At 70.3% G+C, this 18,345-nt stretch carries 14 protein-coding genes; 6 read left to right on the top strand and 8 right to left on the bottom strand.

Annotated elements, in window-relative coordinates; all coding sequences use genetic code 11:
* Window positions 1-5 precede the first annotated feature (5 nt).
* Both CXQ97_RS06565 and CXQ97_RS06560 read left to right on the top strand, forming a co-directional pair.
* Window positions 6-1,469, top strand: coding sequence for a serine/threonine-protein kinase (locus CXQ97_RS06565; RefSeq protein ID WP_104180049.1), 1,464 nt, complete (start codon window positions 6-8; stop codon window positions 1,467-1,469).
* A complete protein-coding gene (locus CXQ97_RS06560; protein ID WP_104180048.1) occupies window positions 1,466-2,260 on the top strand; it encodes a hypothetical protein in 795 nt (264 codons plus the stop codon). The genes CXQ97_RS06565 and CXQ97_RS06560 overlap by 4 nt, the downstream gene beginning before the upstream one ends.
* Window positions 2,261-2,402: 142 nt before the next feature.
* Here CXQ97_RS06560 and CXQ97_RS06555 read toward each other — a convergent pair whose 3' ends face one another.
* The 6 genes from CXQ97_RS06555 to CXQ97_RS06530 form a co-directional block, all read right to left on the bottom strand.
* Complete coding sequence (locus CXQ97_RS06555) at window positions 2,403-4,646, bottom strand: polysaccharide deacetylase family protein (RefSeq protein WP_104180047.1); 2,244 nt, start codon at window positions 4,644-4,646, stop codon at window positions 2,403-2,405.
* A gap of 500 nt (window positions 4,647-5,146) precedes the next feature.
* Window positions 5,147-6,982 (bottom strand): biotin carboxylase N-terminal domain-containing protein, encoded by a 1,836-nt coding sequence (locus CXQ97_RS06550; protein ID WP_104180046.1) that lies wholly within the window; start codon window positions 6,980-6,982, stop codon window positions 5,147-5,149.
* Window positions 6,983-7,089: 107 nt separating this feature from the next.
* On the bottom strand, window positions 7,090-7,722 hold the full coding sequence (locus CXQ97_RS06545) for a nucleoside triphosphate pyrophosphatase (RefSeq protein ID WP_104180045.1): 633 nt from the start codon (window positions 7,720-7,722) through the stop codon (window positions 7,090-7,092).
* Between the two features lie 83 nt (window positions 7,723-7,805).
* Entirely contained in the window at window positions 7,806-8,366 is a 561-nt protein-coding gene (locus CXQ97_RS06540) for a hypothetical protein (RefSeq protein ID WP_258062355.1), read from the bottom strand.
* Window positions 8,367-8,525: 159 nt separating this feature from the next.
* Window positions 8,526-9,938 carry a dicarboxylate/amino acid:cation symporter gene (locus CXQ97_RS06535; protein ID WP_104180044.1) on the bottom strand — a complete coding sequence of 471 codons (1,413 nt, stop codon included), beginning with the start codon at window positions 9,936-9,938 and terminating at the stop codon, window positions 8,526-8,528.
* Window positions 9,939-10,104: 166 nt separating this feature from the next.
* A complete protein-coding gene (locus tag CXQ97_RS06530; RefSeq protein WP_258062418.1) occupies window positions 10,105-11,754 on the bottom strand; it encodes a DUF885 domain-containing protein in 1,650 nt (549 codons plus the stop codon).
* A 602-nt stretch (window positions 11,755-12,356) separates the two neighbouring features.
* On the opposite strand from CXQ97_RS06530, the gene CXQ97_RS06525 reads away from it, so the two are divergent.
* A complete protein-coding gene (locus CXQ97_RS06525; protein WP_104180043.1) occupies window positions 12,357-13,622 on the top strand; it encodes a serpin family protein in 1,266 nt (421 codons plus the stop codon).
* Between the two features lie 97 nt (window positions 13,623-13,719).
* On the opposite strand, the gene CXQ97_RS06520 is transcribed toward CXQ97_RS06525, so the two are convergent.
* Both CXQ97_RS06520 and CXQ97_RS06515 read right to left on the bottom strand, forming a co-directional pair.
* Window positions 13,720-14,001, bottom strand: coding sequence for an acyl-CoA carboxylase subunit epsilon (locus tag CXQ97_RS06520; protein ID WP_258062353.1), 282 nt, complete (start codon window positions 13,999-14,001; stop codon window positions 13,720-13,722).
* Window positions 13,998-15,581, bottom strand: a complete 1,584-nt coding sequence (locus CXQ97_RS06515; RefSeq protein ID WP_104180316.1) for an acyl-CoA carboxylase subunit beta — start codon at window positions 15,579-15,581, stop codon at window positions 13,998-14,000. The genes CXQ97_RS06520 and CXQ97_RS06515 overlap by 4 nt, the downstream gene beginning before the upstream one ends.
* Before the next feature lie 234 nt (window positions 15,582-15,815).
* Between CXQ97_RS06515 and CXQ97_RS06510 the strand changes: the two genes are divergently transcribed.
* The 3 genes from CXQ97_RS06510 to CXQ97_RS06500 are packed head-to-tail and all read left to right on the top strand — an operon-like array spanning window position 15,816 to window position 18,239.
* Window positions 15,816-16,697 carry an NAD(P)-dependent oxidoreductase gene (locus CXQ97_RS06510; protein WP_104180042.1) on the top strand — a complete coding sequence of 294 codons (882 nt, stop codon included), beginning with the start codon at window positions 15,816-15,818 and terminating at the stop codon, window positions 16,695-16,697.
* Between the two features lie 48 nt (window positions 16,698-16,745).
* On the top strand, window positions 16,746-17,627 hold the full coding sequence (locus CXQ97_RS06505) for a biotin--[acetyl-CoA-carboxylase] ligase (RefSeq protein WP_104180041.1): 882 nt from the start codon (window positions 16,746-16,748) through the stop codon (window positions 17,625-17,627).
* 3 nt (window positions 17,628-17,630) lie between these two features.
* Entirely contained in the window at window positions 17,631-18,239 is a 609-nt protein-coding gene (locus CXQ97_RS06500) for a PH domain-containing protein (protein ID WP_104180040.1), read from the top strand.
* Window positions 18,240-18,345: the final 106 nt, after the last annotated feature.

The following is an 18,345-nucleotide window of genomic DNA, read 5'->3' as shown; positions in this document are numbered from 1 at the left end:
GTGACATGGAGAAGCAGGCGCTGGCCGGGCGGTACGCAGTGGGGGAGCGCATCGGATCCGGTGGCATGGCGGATGTCTTCGCTGCCCGTGACACGCGGCTCGAGCGTGACGTCGCCGTCAAGATCTTCCGTCCCGGGACCGCGGACGGGCTCGAGCGGGGATCCGCGGAGGCCCGCCTGCTCGCGGGGCTCGACCACCCGGGACTCGTGCGCGTGCTGGACATGGACAGCGGCGAGCACTCCCAGGAGGGCGCCTACCTGGTCATGGAACTCGTCCAGGGCCCCGACCTGAGGGACATGGTCAGGATCGGGGGGCCGCTCGGTCCGGAAGCCGTGCGGGCCCTCGCGCTCGACCTCGCGCGGACGCTGCAGTACATCCACGGGCGCGGCATCGTGCACCGCGACATCAAGCCGTCGAACATCCTGACGCGCCAGGCCGATCCGGAGAGCGGTCTCTTCCGCTACCTCCTCACCGATTTCGGGATCGCCCGGTTCTTCGACGGCACCCACATGACCGCCACCGGCCAGGTCATCGGGAGCGCCGCCTACTTCAGCCCCGAACAGACCCGGGGCGACGCTGTCGGACAGCCCTCCGACATCTACTCGCTCGGGCTCGTGCTGATCGAAGCCCTCACGGGCGAGCGGGCCTTCCCCGGCACCGGGGTCGAGAGCGCGCTGGCGCGCCTGCACCGGAGTCCGTCCATCCCGCACGCGGCGGGCCCGGCGCTGTCCGCGCTCCTCATCGCGATGACCCTCGACGAGCCGGGCCACCGCCCGGACGCGGCGAGCCTGGTCCGGGCTCTGACGGCCATGGGCCCGCAGCGGCAGGAGCCCCTGGCGACCACGGTCCTGCCCGTGGCGGACCCGCCGACGGCGGCCATGACGGCCGCGGCGGCGACCGCCTCGACGGTCGCAACGGCCGGCTCCGCCCTCCCGCACGACGACGCGACGTCCCTGGCCGGCGCCGCGTCCGGGCCGGTCGACGATGGTGCTACGTCCGTGCTGGACACCCGCGCGACCGAGCGGGCACATGACGTCGCCACGTCCGTGCTGGGCGCCGACACGCACGGTCCGGGCAACGGGCGTGCTCATCCCACCGACGGCGGCACCCGTACGGGAGATCACCCTGCCACGGCCCTGATGGCTCCCGTACCGTCCGCACCGATACGCGCCGAGCGTCCCTGGGCGCCGGCACCCTCCGGGCCGACCCGTACCGAGGGGGAGGACTCCCCGGCGGACCGGTCGGGACGGAGTCGGGACGTGACGTCGAAGGGCGGTTCCGCCACCCGGCGTCGTGGTCGGTCCTCCTGGCTCGTCGCCGTGCTCGCCGTCGCCGTCCTCGCAGCGGCTGTGTGGGTGTTCGTCCTGCTGTTCGGCGGGGATCCCGCACCCGCCGTCGAGCCGTTGCCCGCCGTGCCCGGGGAGACGGGCCAGAGACTGCAGGAACTCTACGAAAGCGTGCAGCCATGAGGAGTACCACCAGGTCCGGGGTCGTGACTCTGGTTGCCGCCGGTTTCCTGCTGGCCGGGTGCGGTGCGCCGGCGATCGACGCCGCGACGGCAGGAGATCTCCAGGCAGAGGTACGCACCATCGCATCGACGGCGGCAGCGGGTGACCCCGCGGCAGCCATCGCCCTCGCGCAGAACCTGAAGGGCGAGGTGGACGCCGCCCGCGCCGCGGGGACCGTCACCGAGGACCGTGCGAGTGAGATCGGCACCCACCTGGACGCGGTGATCGCTGCCCTCGAAGCAGGGCAGGCGCCCGCCGACACCGGGACGGACCCGGCGACGGGAGCGCCGGTCGAGGGACCGGCCGAGGAAGCACCGGTCGAGGGACCGGCCGAGGAAGCACCCGCGCCGGTCGAGACGGACACGCCTGCACCCCAGCCCACTCCTGCGCCGACCACACCGGATCCGGTCGAGCCCGCGCCCGCCCCCACGCCGGAGGAGGACCCGGAAGACGCCGGGGACACGGGACCTGACGACGCGGGCGAGGAGTCCGCGCCGGGTGTCGACGAGAAGGCGGCCGAGAAGGAAGCCGAGAAGGCAGCAGAACAGCAGCGGAAGGCCGCGGAGAAGGCTGCGGAGGAAGCCCCCGGGAATTCGAGTACCGCCCCCGGGAATTCGAGTACCGCCCCCGGGAACTCCGGGAACGCCCCGGGGAGTTCGAGCACCGCCCCGGGGAACTCCGGAACCGCACCCGGGAACTCGGGCGGCGACCCCGGGAATTCCGGGGACAAGGGCAAGGGCGAAGCGGGCTAGCGCCGTCGCGTGTCGGTGCGGGCACCGCAGGACCTGGTGCCGACAGCAGGAAGCGCCCGGTGGAGGTGCAGTCCCACCGGGCGCTTCCCGGACGATCTGGTGGGCGGGGAACCCGAAGGCCGTTCCGGTTCCCCGCTGGGGCCTACCTGTAGGTGATGGCCGCTCCCGTGGCGGCGGACCAGGTGATGCGTCCGCCCTGGAAATCCTGGGCCACGAGAGTGGCGCTCAGCCTGAACTCGTTGGTGGTCGGGTAGCCGAGACGGCCGTTCTCCCAGCCCTGCGAGGCGTAGGCATTGCGGATGGCGCCCGCGTTGCTGCGTGCTCCGGTAGCGGGTGACCAGTAGATGACCCCGCCCTGGAAGTTCTGGTACACGCCGCCGTTCCTCAGCCCGACGATCTCGTTGCTGGTCGGGTAGCCGAGGAAGCCGTTCTCCCAGTTGAACGAGGCCCATGCCGCGTCGATGGCACCCCTGGTGATCCGGGCTCCCGTGGCCGGGGACCAGTGCACGACGCCGCCCTGGAAGTTCTGGTAGGCGCCGCCGTTCTTCAGTCCGGTGACCTCGTTGCCGGTCGGGTAGCCGAGGCCACCGTTCTCCCATCCCTGGGCCGCCCAGGCCGCGCCGATGGCTCCCTTGGTGATGCGGGCGCCGGTCGCCGGCGTCCAGTGCACGGTTCCGCCCTGGAAGTTCTGGTACACGCCGCCGTTCTTCAGCCCGCCGACCTCGTTGCTGGTCGGGTAGCCGAGTGGTCCGTTCTCCCAGCGCTGGCCCGCCCAGGCTGCGGCGATGGCCCCCCTGGTGATGCGGGCGCCGGTGGCCTGGGTCCAGTGGATGGAACCGTTCTGGTAGTTCTGGTAGCAACCGCCGGAGACGAGGCCGCACACGACCGCGCCGCTAGCCGTTCCGACCCCGGGAGATGCGGCTGCCGCTGCATTGATCGCAGCGACGGCCGCCGGGGGAGTCGGCGCCGGAGCCGGAGGCGGCGTCGGCGGAGGAGTCGTACCGGAGACGGTCAGCTCGTAATCGTCCGTGACGAGTATTCCGTTGCTGGTCAGGTTAAGCCCCATGCTGATCGCGGAGGCGCCTTCCGGCACGGGAGGTGAGGTGAAGGTGAGCTGGGTCCAGTCCGCGGCGGCGTTGTACAGCGGGCTGCTCGTCCAGTACCTCCACGTGCCCAGCCCGGTCCGGTAGTAGAGCTCGAACTGGGTGGGTCCGGTGGACTTGTACCAGGCCTTTATCACATAGGCCCGGCCCGGCACCGCGCCGGGGGCGCATTCACCCAGGTCCAGGGTCGGGAGGAGCTTCGCGTCGCCGTCCACGTAGTTCGTCATGGTCAGTTGCTGCGCGATCGTGCTCGTGCGGCCGGCGACCTGCGAGAACTGCGGGGTGTTGACGCCGAAGCCGCCGAAGGCCCAGCACCTGGGTACGCCTGCCACGGAGCTGGGCGTCTGGAGGCCGGGGTTCTGCAGCAGGTTCCCACTCGTGATCGGAGCCGGTGCGGCGGGCCCGGCCACGATCGGCTTCGTCGCTCCGCCGATGACGTCGCGGACCGGCTTGACCTCGATCCTCCCGGCCGTGACCTCGTCCCTGAGCCAGTTGGTGTACTGGGCGAAGACGGTGCTGGGGATGGACAGCGGCTCACCGTCACGGCCGACGTGGTGGAAGGTCAGCTGGACCCACCCCCCGCCCCCGTTGACGGACTGCGTCACGACGTTCTGCAGGTCGGCCAGCGTCCAGGTGCTGTCGACCTGGTCGGGGGCTCCCGTGTAGAAGAGGTTGGCCGGAGGAATCCTCTCGGCGACCGGGAACGTGGCCGACTCGGGGTTCTTGCTCCGGATGTCGCCCAGGCCGCGCGCACTGTTGTAGCCGCAGTCCCGGACGATGGCTTCTGCCGCAGGATTGGAGGAAGCGAACGGGTAGGCGAAACTCCTGATGTCCAGGCCCATGCTGGTGAGGTTGACCCGGTCGTTGCAGACCTGGCGCCTGGCCTCGTCCGCTCCCGTCACCGCGAGGTCCGGGTGCGTCACGGAGTGCCCGCCGATCTCGTGGCCGTCGGCCTGCAGCTGCTGGGCCTGGGCGGTCGTCATGTAGGTAGGAGCATTCAGGAACCCCGAGTTGACGAAGAACGTCCCCCGGAGATTCGCGTTCCTCATCGTCGTGGCGGCGGCGAACTGGTTGTCGTTGGCATCGTCGAACGTGAGGCTGACGACGGTGTTGGCGACGGCGTGTGCCGGCGCCGCGAAGACTGCTCCACCGAGCAGGCTGGCGGAGACCGCCAGGACGCTGCCGAGTGCCGTCCATCGCAGACGCCCGGAGGAGGGGCTGCGCCCTCTTCTGCGTGAGTGGTTCGATCCCGCGTGAGCGGGCTCTTCGGTCCGTGTTCCCATGTCTGCACCCCGATAATCCGTCAGGGGGAAACCGGTTCCATCGAAGGCTGCGCACACCGGAGGCCTTTCGACCCCGATATCCAAGACCCATTCCGCAACCCTGTCGCGCGGTCGCGCGACACGACGCTGTTTCCCCAGCCAATTTGTCGGGCCCTGATATCGACCCGTGCTCGAAGCGTATTTAGCAAGGGCTCCGTCGTCGCGAGTGGTCGGTACCCTATTTGTACGGTCGCATTCTCGCGCTCTACTCGTTCCTACTTGGTCGTGGGTATTCCTCGACCGACGGGCAGTGCGGCCGCGGAAACGGCCCTGATCCGCAGTCGCTTTCCGCTTCCGAGTTCCACCTGAACAAACGCTGGGAGTTCGCAGTAAAGGAGTATGCCGAAGGGAATGGGACGCCGACGCACCCGACGCGGCGAATAGGACTTCCCGCGGGAATAGGAGTACGCCGAGGGAAAGAGACAGATTCCTTCGACTTCCTGCGGAATCGGCCGGGGGCGTCAGTCCCGGATGGTCGCGATGACGGAGCCGGCCGAGACGGTGTCGCCGGGGGAGGCCGTCAGGCCCGTCAGGGTCCCTGCCTTGTGGGCCGTCAGCGGCTGTTCCATCTTCATCGCCTCGAGCACCACGATGAGATCGCCCTCGGAGACCACGTCGCCGTCGGACGCCGCCACCTTGACGATCGTCCCCTGCATCGGTGAGGTCAGCTCGTCACCGCTGACGGTGGCCTTGCCGGCGCGGGCCCGCGAGGACTTCTTCGACTTCGTCGGGGCACTGGTCTTGCCGTTCGACGACGCGCCGAGTCCTGCCGGCAGCACCACCTCGAGGCGGCGCCCGCTGACCTCGACGACCACGCGCCGGCGGGGGTCGTCGTCGGGCGCAGTGTCGGCCGGACCCCTCCAGGGCTCGATAGTGTTGTCGAACTCCGTCTCGATCCAGCGGGTATGGATGGAGAAGGGGCCCTCGGTGGGAGCGAAGGCGGGGTCGGCGACGACGGCCGCGTGGAACGGCAGCACCGTGGGCATGCCCTCGATGACCATCTCGTGCAGGGCACGCCGGGCGCGCTCCAGCGCCTGCTCCCGGGTGGCACCGCTGACGATCAGCTTGGCGAGCATGGAGTCGAAGTTGCCGCCGATGACCTCGCCGGCCTCGATGCCGGAATCGACCCTCACGCCCGGGCCGCTGGGGAGCCTGAGCGTCTGCACCGTGCCGGGGGCGGGCATGAAGCCGCGGCCGGCGTCCTCGCCGTTGATGCGGAACTCGAAGGAGTGGCCGCGCACCTCGGGGTCGCCGTAGCCGAGCTCCTCGCCCCGGGCGATCCGGAACTGCTCCCGGACGAGGTCGATGCCCGTGACCTCCTCGGACACGGGGTGCTCGACCTGGAGGCGGGTGTTGACCTCGAGGAAGGAGATGGTGCCGTCCTGGCCCACGAGGAACTCGCAGGTGCCGGCCCCCTGGTAGTCGGCTTCCCGGAGGATGGCCTTCGACGCCTCGTACAGCCGTGTGTTCTGCTCGGCCGAGAGGAACGGGGCCGGTGCTTCCTCCACGAGCTTCTGGTTGCGGCGCTGCAGGGAGCAGTCACGCGTGGAGACGACGACGACGTTCCCGTAGGCGTCGGCGAGGCACTGCGTCTCGACATGGCGGGGGGCGTCGAGGAAGCGTTCCACGAAGCACTCGCCACGGCCGAACGCGGCCGTCGCCTCGCGGACGGCCGATTCGTACAGCTCGGGGATCTCCTCGTGGCTGCGGACCACCTTGATGCCGCGACCACCACCGCCGAACGCGGCCTTGATGGCGAGGGGCAATCCGAACTCGTCGGCGAAGTCGATGACCTCCTGCACGGACCCGACCGGGTCCTTGGTGCCGGGGACGAGCGGGGCGCCGACGCGCTCGGCGATGTGGCGGGCCTGCACCTTGTCACCCAGCTGGGAGATGGAGTGCGGGGACGGGCCGATCCAGGTGAGGCCGGCGTCGATGACGCGCTGCGCGAAGTCGGCGTTCTCGGACAGGAAGCCGTAGCCGGGGTGGACGGCATCGGCGCCGCTCCGCTCCGCCGCCTCGAGGATGCGGTCCATCACGAGGTAGGACTCCGCCGCGGTGTCCCCGCCGAGGGCGAAGGCCTCGTCGGCCATGCGCACGTGCAGCGCGTCGCGGTCGGGATCCGCGTACACGGCGACCGAGGCGATGCCCTCGTCCCGTGCGGCGCGGATGACCCGGACGGCGATCTCCCCGCGGTTGGCCACCAGCACCTTCGTCACCCGACGGCGCGCGCGGTCGGTGTCGGGAGAGCTGCTGGCATCCGGGGACACGGACGATGCGAGGGGGGACTGACTCATGGGGCGTGGACTCCTTTTTCTCAGTTCGGAGCCTAGCCCGGTTTGGTGCCTTCCGCCCATGGATCGTGCCGAAGGGGAGTGTTGTGCGGCGATCCTTTGTAGAGAACCTACAACGCCGGGACGTGCTCCCACAGATCGGTGATCGGGACGCCCGCCGAGTTCAGGAGGGCACGCAGCGTGGAGATGCTGAGCCCGACGACGGCGTGCGGGTCGCCGTCGACGCGCTCGATGAAGGCGCCACCGAGGCCGTCGATGGTGAACGATCCGGCGCACTGCAGGGGTTCCCCGCTCGCCACGTACGCCTCGACCTCGGCGTCGGACATCGCGCCGAAGTGGACGGTCGCCGAGGACACCGCACCGATCGTGGCGCCCGATCCGCCGTCGCGCGTGTCCACCAGCCAGTGGCCGGTGTGGAGGACGCCGGAGCGTCCCCGCATACGGCTGATGCGCTCGATCGCCACGGCGGGCTCGTAGGGCTTGCCGTGCGCTTCGCCGTCGAACTCGAACACCGAGTCGCAGCCGAGCACGAGGGCGTCGTCGGCGTCGTCGAGCGCTGCGACGGCTTCGGCCTTCGCGCGCGCGAGCAGCAGGGCGGTGTCATGCGCGTCGATGTCCCCGTAGGCGGCGACGACGGCGGGCTCATCGACGTCGGAGACCAGGACGGCATGACCGATGCCCGCGTCGGACAGCAGCTTGGTGCGGGCGGGGGACTTGGAAGCGAGGATCAGGCGGGCCGTCATGCTCCAAGCCTAGGGGCTGCGGCAGGGACCGAGGAGGTGCCCGTCGGTCCCGTCCCGGCACGGGGACGGGACCGGCGAGAGTCTCACCAGCGGTGCGCGACGTCGATCACCACCCTCGATCCGCCGTTGTGTCCCGGCAGGACCGTGACGCGGACGGGAAGCCGTGAGCGCACGCCGAGACCGAAGGTCGTCTGGCCTTCGAAACTCCCGGCCAGGGCCACCTGCCGGAAGGTGGAGTACCCGCGCACGTCCACGAGTTCGGCGCGGTTCGCGGGCCGATACGTCGCCCGACCGTACTTGTCGTAGGCCGGGGCGAGAACCTGCACGGCGAGCCGTGCACCCCCGCGGAGCGGGACCCTGTCACCGGAGCCGGGCTGGGCGACGTGCCAGACGTAGGACACGCGGTAACCGGGCACGCGGCCCCGGGTGTCGATGACGAGTCGGTCGAAGCACTCGTGCCGCCCGGAGCGGACGTTGGTGATCGGACCGGAGGAGTAGGAGTCGACCACCTTCGTCGTCGAGCCCCATGAGATGCCGCAGTACGCGGCGGACGCCGGAGGTGCTCCTGCAAGGCCGAGGCCACCTGCAAGGGCGAGTGCGGCGAGTGTGGCGGAGAGTTTCTCCGTCATGCGCGATGTGATCATGGCGCACCACCTGGTCGATCTGGATAGGTGCATCAATGGTCCTCCCGGAGGGGAGGGAAAGCGCCACTTCCCGGCGGAACGGCGCCGAATCGTTAGCAGGGAACGCTGGACGGCCCGCCCCGGCATGCCGGGACGGGCCGTCGGAGGACGTCGGGGCGGCTACCGCGTGACGGAGGCCGAGATGCCGTCGTTCGGTGCGGCCGCGTCGATGCCGTCGACGCCGCTGTCGTCGGCGAACGGGTCACCGGTGCGCTGCGCGTTGTAGAGCTCGAGGTCCAGCAGCTGCTCGCGCCGGGCCACGATGGTCGGCACGAGTGCCTGGCCGGCGACGTTCACCGCGGTGCGGCCCATGTCGAGGATCGGGTCGACGGCGAGGAGCAGCCCGACGCCGGCGAGGGGGAGTCCCAGCGTGGACAGCGTGAGCGTCAGCATGACGACGGCGCCGGTGGTCCCGGCGGTCGCCGCGGAGCCGAGGACCGACACGAGCGCGATCAGGAGGTACTGGGTGAGCGACAGGTCGATGCCGAAGAACTGGGCGACGAAGATCGCGGCGATGGCCGGGTAGATGGCGGCGCAGCCGTCCATCTTCGTCGTCGCGCCGAGCGGCACGGCGAAGGAGGCGTAACCGCGGGGGACGCCGAGGTTGCGCTCCGTGACGCGCTGCGTGAGCGGGAGGGTGCCCACGGAGGAACGCGACACGAAGGCCAGCTGGATGGCCGGCCACGCGCCGGAGAAGTACTGCCTGACCGACAGGCCGTGCGCCCTGATGAGGACGGGGTAGACGGCGAACAGCACGAGCGCGAGGCCCACGTAGACGGCGAGCGTGAACTTGCCGAGCGAGCCGATGGTGTCCCAGCCGTAGACCGCCACGGCGTTGCCGATCAGGCCGACGGTTCCGAGCGGTGCGATCCGGATGATCCACCAGAGGACCTTCTGGATGACGGCGAGGGCCGAGGCGTTGAAGGCGAGGAAGGGCTCGGCCTGCCTGCCGACCTTGAGGGCCGCGATACCGACGGCCACGGCGACGACGAGGACCTGCAGCACGTTGAAGGTGAGCGCGGTGGTGACCGAGCCCGATTCGGCGACGGTCGACGAGGCCTGGAGGCCCAGGAAGTTCGCGGGTACGAGGCCCGTCAGGAAGGCCCACCAGCTGCCCGTGCTGCCGGTGTATTCAGCGGGTGCGGTCGCGCCGGTCCCGGCGCCGGGCTGGAAGAGGACGCCCAGACCGATGCCGATGACCACGGAGATCAGCGCGGTGATCGCGAACCACAGCAGGGTCTGCCCCGCCAGGCGCGCCGCGTTGTTGACCGCACGGAGGTTCGCGATGGAACTGACCACTGCGGTGAAGATCAGGGGGACGACGGCGGCGCGCAGCAGGGCGACGTAGCTCGAGCCGAGTGTGGCGAGCGTCGTGCCGAGGCCGGTGGGCGTCTCCTTGGTGTGGCCCGTGTACTTGGCGAGGAGGCCGAGGGCGAGCCCGACGACCAGGGCTGCGATGATCTGCGGACCGAAGGAGGTTGCCCAGCGGGGCAGTCTGCGCCGCGAGGGCGGGGTACTGGTTTCTGTAGACACGCCCGAAACACTAGGGGCGAGTCATACCGGAGCGAAGCCGCAGTTGCGAAATATTACCCGGCGACGCCGTCGTTCCCGGGTTTCGCCCACCGGAGCGGGTGTCGCGGCGGGACACGCCGCTGCTCACGGCGATCGGACGCGAGAACCAGGAACGACGGCGGGCGGGTCAGGACACCAGGGCCCGACGCAGCGTGTCGAGTCCCACCGAGCCGAGGTTGAGTGCCCGGGTGTGGAAGGCGCGGAGGTCGAAGGCGTCTCCTTCGTTCGCGCGCACCTCGTCGCGGATCTGCTCCCACAGCCGCTGGCCGATCTTGTACGACGGCGCCTGCCCCGGCCAGCCGAGGTAGCGCGTGTACTCGAAACTGAGCTGGCCCTCGCTGATGGCGATGTTGCGCTCCAGGAAGTCGTACCCCTTCTCCGGCGTCCACGTTCCCTCGCCCCAGCGCTCAGGGATCTCCAGTTCGAGGTGCACGCCGATGTCGAACACGACCCGGGCAGCACGCATGCGCTGGGCGTCCAGCATGCCCAGGCGGTCGCCCGGATCGGACAGGAACCCGAGTTCCTGCATGAGGCGCTCCGCGTAGAGCGCCCAGCCCTCACCCTGCCCGGAGACCCAGATGGCGTTGCGGCGCCAGGGGTTGAGCAGCGCCCGCTGGTACGTGGCCGTCGCGACCTGCAGGTGATGGCCGGGCACGCCCTCGTGGTAGACGGTGGTGGTCTCCTTCCAGGTGGTGAAGGAGTCCTCGCCGTCCGGTACCGACCACCACATGCGGCCCGGGCGGGAGAAGTCGTCGCTCGGTCCGGTGTAGTAGATGCCGCCCTCGTTGGTCGGGGCGATCCGGCACTCGAGGCGGCGCATGACGTCGGGGATGTCGAAGTGCACCCCGGCCATGGCGTCGACGGCCTTATCGGAGAGCTCCTGCATCCACGCCTGCAGGGCATCGGTGCCCTGGAGCTGGCGGGCCGGATCCTCGTCGAGGATGCGCATGGCCTCCTCGATGGTGGCTCCCTCGCGGATCTCGTCGGCCACCGCCTCCTGCTCGGCGATCACGCGATCGAGTTCCTCGACGCCCCACTGGTACGTCTCCTCGAGGTCGACGGCGGAGCCGAGGAACACGCGGGACATCAGGGCGTAGTGCTCGCGACCGACGGCGTCCTTCTCGGGTGCCGTGGGGAGCAGGTCGTCCCGCAGGAAGGCGGCGAGGGCGCGGTAGGCGGCGCGGGCTGCACCGGCACCGGCTCGGAGCTGCTCGCGGACCGGCTCGGGAAGGTCGACGTCGCCCGCGCTCGTGGTGGTGCCCAGGGCGTCGAAGAAGCCGCCGTCCTCCGCGTACTTCGTGGACTGCTCGATGACGATGGAGACCTGCCGGCGTGCTGCGACGAGTCCGCGCTCGCGGCCGGCGCGGAGCGAGGAGATGTATCCGTCGATCGCGCCGGGCACGTTGGCCATGCGGCCGGCGATGTGTCCCCAGTCCTCCGCCGTGGCGGTGGGCATGAGGTCGAAGATCGCACGGATGTTCTGGGCCGGGCAGGCGATGTTGTTCAGTTCCGCGTAGTCGAGGCCGGTCTCATGGATCTCGAGGTCGAGTCCGAGCCGCTCCCGCATCGCGTCGAGCGTCACGGTGTCGACGTCGTCCGCGGGCTGCAGGTCGTTCAGTCGGGTCAGGGTCTCCCGCGTGGCCTCGGCAAGGGCCTCGATGCCGGCCGGCGAGTAGTCCTGGTACTCCGTCTCGTGACCGGGGAGGCCGAGTTCGGTGGCGAAGTTCGGCATCAGTTCGAGCAGGGTCTCGTAGTAGGACGTGGCGACGGCATCGATCGCGGTCGCCTGGCGTGCCGGAGGTTCGCCGGGCTCGCCGGAGGGTGCGGAAGCGTCGGAGGCTGAAGTGTTGTGGGTCACGTCCCGAGCCTAGCGTCAGGTGGTTGCCGGAGGCCACAGCGCCACGTGGTCCACGTCGCGGGCTCACCGGTCGCACACCACGCTCGAGGATCCGCGATCTGCTCGAGGCGTGCGGGAACGGCCTCCCGCCCGCCCGTGGCACCGGGACGTCGTTCGTGCTTCGAATGCCGCGAAGGAGGAATGGGTGGAACCACGAGAGCCGGATTCCGGGTCTCCGCGCGCAGGGGTGGGATAGTCCCGTCGGATCGCAGGCAGTGCGAGTGCCGATCCGCTCGCAGTCCGCCCGATTCTCCCCCTCGTCCCGGCATCATTTCCGGAAACGGGTCGGGACATCTGCCCCGCGTTCACCTCCGCGACGCATACCTGCACCACTTCCGGACCGTGACCGGATCGTTCTCCTCGTTCCATGGCTCCCCGAGGTCGGTGGGCCTACCGTGGTGCACAGCGAGCAGCTGCGCGACGCACAGGTGGACCATGACGCGCGGGACGCACACGACCTGGAAGGGCCGGGAGGGGAGCACATGGATCAGCGACGCACGGATGCGACGCAGACGACGCGACGGGGCGCCACGGCGACCGCCGCACTCGTGCTGCTCACCGCCTGCGGTACGACCGCGCCGGACCAGCAGAGGGCGCCCGTGGAGCGCGTCGTCGTCCAGCAGGATCAATACCCGGAGGCGCAGGAAGCGATCCTGCGGTCCTCCTACCGGTTGGGTGCGGCGCTCACGGCATCGCCCGACTCCAACCAGGTCACCAGCCCGCTCAGCGCGCTCTACGCCCTGTCCATGCTGCGCGCCGGGGCCGGTACGACGACGGCGGAGGAGATGGACGCCGTGCTGGGGTTCACCGCCGAGCACCACGAGGCGATGAACGCGTTGCTCGGCGGCGTGCAACAGTTCGACGGCGACCCCGGCGACGTCGACGAGGAGAACCCGCCCGACACGCCCCTGCTGCATCTGGCCAACGCCGTGTTCGTCCCGGAGGAGGGGCAGACGGGAGACGCCTTCCTCGACGTCCTGGCACGGCAGTACGGAGCCGGCGTCTATCCGGTCGACTTCGCGGATCCCTCGACGTCGGCGCGCATCGACGACTGGGTCTCGCAGGAGACCGGAGGCCGGATCGAGGCTGCCCCGTTGAAGGCGACTCCCGGCACCACGCTGTCGCTGCTGAACACCGTCTACTTCGCCGCCGCCTGGGAAGAACCCTTCGACGCCGCGGATACGAGGAACCAGCGCTTCACCCTGCCGAGCGGCGCGGAGGCCGAGGTGCCCACCATGCATGCCGCGGTCACGGTCCGGCATGTCGACGGCGCGGGGTGGAGCGGCATCGACCTGCCGTACGGGGAGGGCTTCTTCATGCGGCTCGTCCTTCCGGATGAAGGGTCCGCGCCCGCCTGGGACGAGCAGCAACTGGCCGACATTGCGGACGCCCTCGACGCCGCCGAACCCGTTCCCGTGGCCCTCGCGCTCCCCGCCTGGGACCACGCGTACGACCAGAACCTGCTCGGTCTCCTCACAGCACTCGGGCTGGAGGAGACCCTGGGTCCCGGCGCCGACTTCGGTGCCATCCAGCCCGGGAGCGTCCTCTCCGGAGGTGCGCAGGCGGCGAACATCACCGTGGCGGAGAAGGGGACGATCGCGGCGGCGGTGACGCACTTCGCGATCATGACGAGCGCCCGGATCCCACCGGACCTGAGCATCTCCTTCGATCGGCCCTTCGGCTACCAGGTCATCCACGAGGAGACCGGGCTGGCGGTCGTCATGGGAACCGTCGCGGATCCGCGATAGCGGGACCGGGGACGGTGCCACCCCGACCGGGTGGGGACCCGGGAAACGGAGGGGCCGTCGGCGGAGCGACGACCCGCGAGCAGGGCGGCAGCGGGAACTAGCGGACGCTGCGCCGCCAGGAGCCGGGACCCGGTGTCGGACCCAGTCGCAGCAGGGCCCGCCGCACCCAGGACCGGCCCTGGTTCGGTGCGTCATCGCCGTCGTCCGCGCCCTGCAGGGCGACGACGACGGCGGTGAGCGCCGCCAGTTCCTCGTCCGTGGGGCGACCGGACACCACCGACAGGACGGCGTCGCCGTCGGGCACGCCCGGACCATCGGAAGGGGCATCCGCGACCGGGGCCCCCGGGCCGCCGTCGGGCACGCTCTCCACGCCGGTCACAGCGGGATGTTCCCGTGCTTCTTGGCGGGGTTCGAGGCCCGCTTGTCCCGGAGGGCGCGGAGCCCGCGGACGATCTGCAGGCGCGTCTCGGACGGGGCGATGACGGCGTCGACATACCCGAGCTGGGCGGCCTGGTACGGGTTCAGCAGCTCCTCCTCGTACTGCTGCACGACATCCGCGCGCGCGCCCTCGACGTCCCCGCCGGCCTCCGCCACGGCCTTGAGCTGCCCGCGGTACAGGATGTTGACGGCACCCTGGGCGCCCATGACGCCGATCTGGGCCGTGGGCCAGGCGAGGTTGAGGTCGGCCCCGAGCTTCTTGGACCCCATGACGATGTACGCGCCGCCGTACGCCTTGCGCGTGATGACGGTCAGCTTCGGCACCGTCGCCTCGGCGTAGGCGTACAGCAGCTTGGCGCCGCGCCGGATGATGCCCTGGAACTCCTGGTCCTTGCCGGGCAGGAAGCCGGGCACGTCCACGAGGGTGAGGATGGGGATGTTGAAGGCGTCGCAGTGACGGACGAACCGTGCGGCCTTCTCCGAGGCGTTGATGTCGAGGGTCCCGGCGAACTGCAGGGGCTGGTTGGCCACGATCCCGATGGTGTGGCCCTCCACCCGGGCGTAGCCCGTCACGACGTTCGGCGCGTACAGCGCCTGCATCTCGAGGAAGTGGCCGTCGTCCACGATCGCCGCGATGACGGCATGCATGTCGTACGGCTGGTTCGCGGCGTCGGGGATCAGCTCGTCGAGGGCGAGGTCCTCGTCCGTCACCTCGGGCTCCTCCACGAACGCCGTGAGGGGTGCTTCCGCGAGGTTGTTCGACGGCAGGAAGTCGAGGAGCTCCCGCACGAAGCCGATGGCGTCCGCCTCGTCCGCGGCGAGGTAGGCGGAGGTGCCCGTCGTCGTGTTGTGCTGCCGTGCTCCGCCGAGGGTCTCCATGTCCACGTCCTCGCCGGTCACCGTCTTGATGACGTCGGGCCCGGTGATGAACATGTGCGAGGTCTTGTCGACCATGACCACGAAGTCGGTCAGGGCGGGGGAGTAGGCCGCCCCACCGGCGCACGGGCCCATGATGAGCGAGATCTGCGGGACCACGCCCGAGGCATGGACGTTGTTGCGGAAGATGTCGGCGAACATCGCGAGGGAGGCCACGCCCTCCTGGATGCGGGCCCCGCCGCCGTCGTTGATGCCGATCACGGGACAGCCGTTGCGCAGCGCGAACTCCTGGACCTTCACGATCTTCTCGCCGTTGACCTGGCTGAGCGACCCGCCGTAGACGGTGAAGTCCTGGCTGTAGATCGCGATCAGCCGCCCGTCGACGGTGGCGTACCCGGACACCACGCCGTCGCCCAGCGGCTTCTTCCGCTCCATGCCGAACGCGGTGGAACGGTGGACGGCGAGGGCGTCGAATTCCACGAACGAGCCCTCGTCCACGAGCAGGTCGATGCGCTCCCGGGCCGTGTTCTTGCCGCGTGCATGCTGCTTCTCGATGGCCTCGGGACCGGAGGGCTGCTCCGAGAGCGCCTTGCGCCTCCGGAAGTCAGCGAGCTTCCCGGCCGTCGTCGTGAGGTCGGGCTGCAGGTCCTGATGCATGAATACTCCGGTGGGCGCGTGGATGGGGGATGCGCCGGCGGCTGGAGGTTTCCTCCAACGCGCGGCGCAATTCACCAAGTCTAGTGAGGTTCCGGGGGCTCGCCGTTGTAGGACGTCTACAGTTTCGTCCCCCATCGGTTAGCCGGGAAGGTAATGTTACCCGTGGGTAACATCGGTGCGTCGCAGCGCCGTCGGGCCGGTCCCGCTGCTTATGGTGGAGCCATGACTGCACGCAACGAAGCCCAGGAATCCCCGGCGACGAGTACCGCACGAGCCTCCGGTGCGACGCTCGCAGGGCGCACCATCATCATGTCCGGCGGAAGCCGCGGCATCGGCCTCGCCATCGCGCTGCGTGCGGCCCGCGACGGCGCGAACGTGGCCATCATGGCCAAGACCGGCGAACCCCACCCGAAACTCGAGGGCACCGTCTACACCGCCGCCGAGCAGATCGAGGCCGCAGGCGGACGCGCCCTGCCGATCGTCGGCGACGTGCGGAACGACGACGACGTCCGCGCCGCCGTCGACGCCGCCGCCGGCACCTTCGGCGGCATCGACATCGTGGTCAACAACGCCTCGGCGATCGACCTGACGAAGACGCCCGACGTCGACATGAAGCGCTACGACCTCATGGCGGACATCAACGTCCGCGGCACCTTCATGCTGAGCAAGTTCTCCCTTGCCGCGCTGAAGGAGTCCGACAACCCGCACATCCTCACGCTGTCACCGCCCCTGAACCTCGCGCCCCGCTGGGCCGCCATGCACCTGGCCTACACCATGGCCAAGTACGGCATGAGCCTGACCACGCTCGGGCTGGCGGAGGAGCTGAAGGACGACGGCGTGGCCGTGAACTCGCTGTGGCCCGCGACCCTCATCGACACCGCAGCCATCCGCAACATGCCGGGTGGGAGCCGGATGGTGCAGGCGGCCCGCAGCCCCGCGATCGTCGCCGACGCCGCCCACGCCGTCCTCGTCCGCCCGGCCCGCAGCTGCACCGGACACTTCTACACCGACGAGCAGGTGCTGCGCGAGGAGGGGATCACCGACCTCACGGGCTACAGCCTCGGAGCCCCCGAGGACCAGCTCGTGCCGGACATCTTCCTCTGACGCCGGAGCTCCGGGGCCGAGGGCACCGGTCCGGATAAGATCGATGCCATGTCCTCCCCCTACTCCAATCTCGAGCGCCCGGGCCTGAACCTCGGCGCGCTGAGGACAGCGCTGTGCATGCCGTCGGGTCCGTTCTCACGCCTCGACATCGTGCAGCGCACCGGGTCCACCAACACGGACCTCGTGGAGAACGCGCAGCGCGAGCCCGCGGGCTGGCCCGACCTCAGCGTCCTCGGGGCCGAGGTGCAGACCGCGGGCCGCGGTCGGCTGGGCCGCAGCTGGGTGGCGCCCGAGCGGTCGTCGCTCTTCGTCAGCGTGCTCCTGCGCCCCTTCAACCGGCACGGCCGGCCCGTCCCCACCACCGCGTACTCCTGGTTCTCGCTGCTGGCCGCCCTTGCCCTCGCCGAGAGCATCGAGGACCGCACCGAGATCGCCCCGCAGCTCAAGTGGCCCAACGACGTCACCGTGGACGGCCGCAAGCTCGCGGGGATCCTCGCGCAGTTCGTGCCCGGCGCCGGCGCCGAGCCGCCCGCCGTCGTCGTCGGGGTGGGCCTCAACGTCAGCCTCACGGGCGACGAGCTCCCCGTCCCGACCGCGACCAGCCTGCTCCTCGAGTACGCCGGAACGACCGACCGGAACGTCCTCCTCAAGGCGTTCCTGCGCGCCTTCGCCGACTCCTACCGGGCCTTCTGCGACGTGGACGGTGACGCCGATGCCGCCTGGGACAGCGGGCCGTCCCTGCACACCCGGGTGGGCGCCCGCATGACGACGCTGGGCCAGGACGTGCGCGCCGACCTGCCCGGGGGCGGCCTGCTCAGCGGCCGTGCCCTGGCGCTCGACACGCACGGTGCGCTGATCGTGCGCGACGACGACGGCGAACGCCACACCGTCTCGGCCGGCGAGGTCGTCCACCTCCGCCCGCAGGTGTAGCGGGTGCGGATCAGACTGCTCCCGGGGGAACGCGTCCTCGTGCGCACCCGGCCCAACCCACTGCCGCTCGTGGGCCCGGTCCTCGCGGGGTTCGTGCTCCTCGGCGTCGGGGGATTCGGCCTGGGCTACCTCGCCTCCCGGACCCTGCCGGGTCTCGCCGACTGGCAGCCGGTCCTCGTGGTGGTGGCGCTCGCCGCCGTCGTGCTCCTGCTGGCCCGCCTCACGGTGCTGCCCCTGATCCGCTGGTCGGGCAACCGCTACGTGCTCACGAGCATGCGGCTCATCCACCGGCGTGGAGCGACGCGGCGCACCGAGCACCAGATCAACCTGTCCGCCATCTCGCAGCTCCAGACGGAACAGGGAGTGATGCAGCGGATGGTGCGCAGCGGAACCCTCGTCGCGGACCTCGGATTCGACCGCGCCCATGCCTACCCGAACGTGCCGCAGATCGCCACGTTCAAGGAGTACGTGGTGCAGGCGATCGGAGACCTCCCGCTGACGCGCATGTTCGATGGTGTAGACATGGAGATCGACCCGCAGTACGCCCGCGGCAGTATGCCGGGAGCACAGCAGGGATGGGCACAGCAGCAATGGAAGGGCGAGCAGTCGTGACAGTCGAGGACCGCCACGAGTCCGGGCACCCCGCGGACGAGAGCCCGCACCCCGATCGGGTCCCGGTGGAGACAGCCCGGCTCGACGACGCACCCGAAGCGCCGGC

It is taken from the genome of Arthrobacter sp. B0490 (assembly GCF_002929355.1).
GTDB lineage: Bacteria > Actinomycetota > Actinomycetes > Actinomycetales > Micrococcaceae > Arthrobacter_D.
The sequence above is the reverse complement of the archived record's forward strand: the minus strand, read 5'-3'. Positions and strand labels throughout refer to the sequence as shown.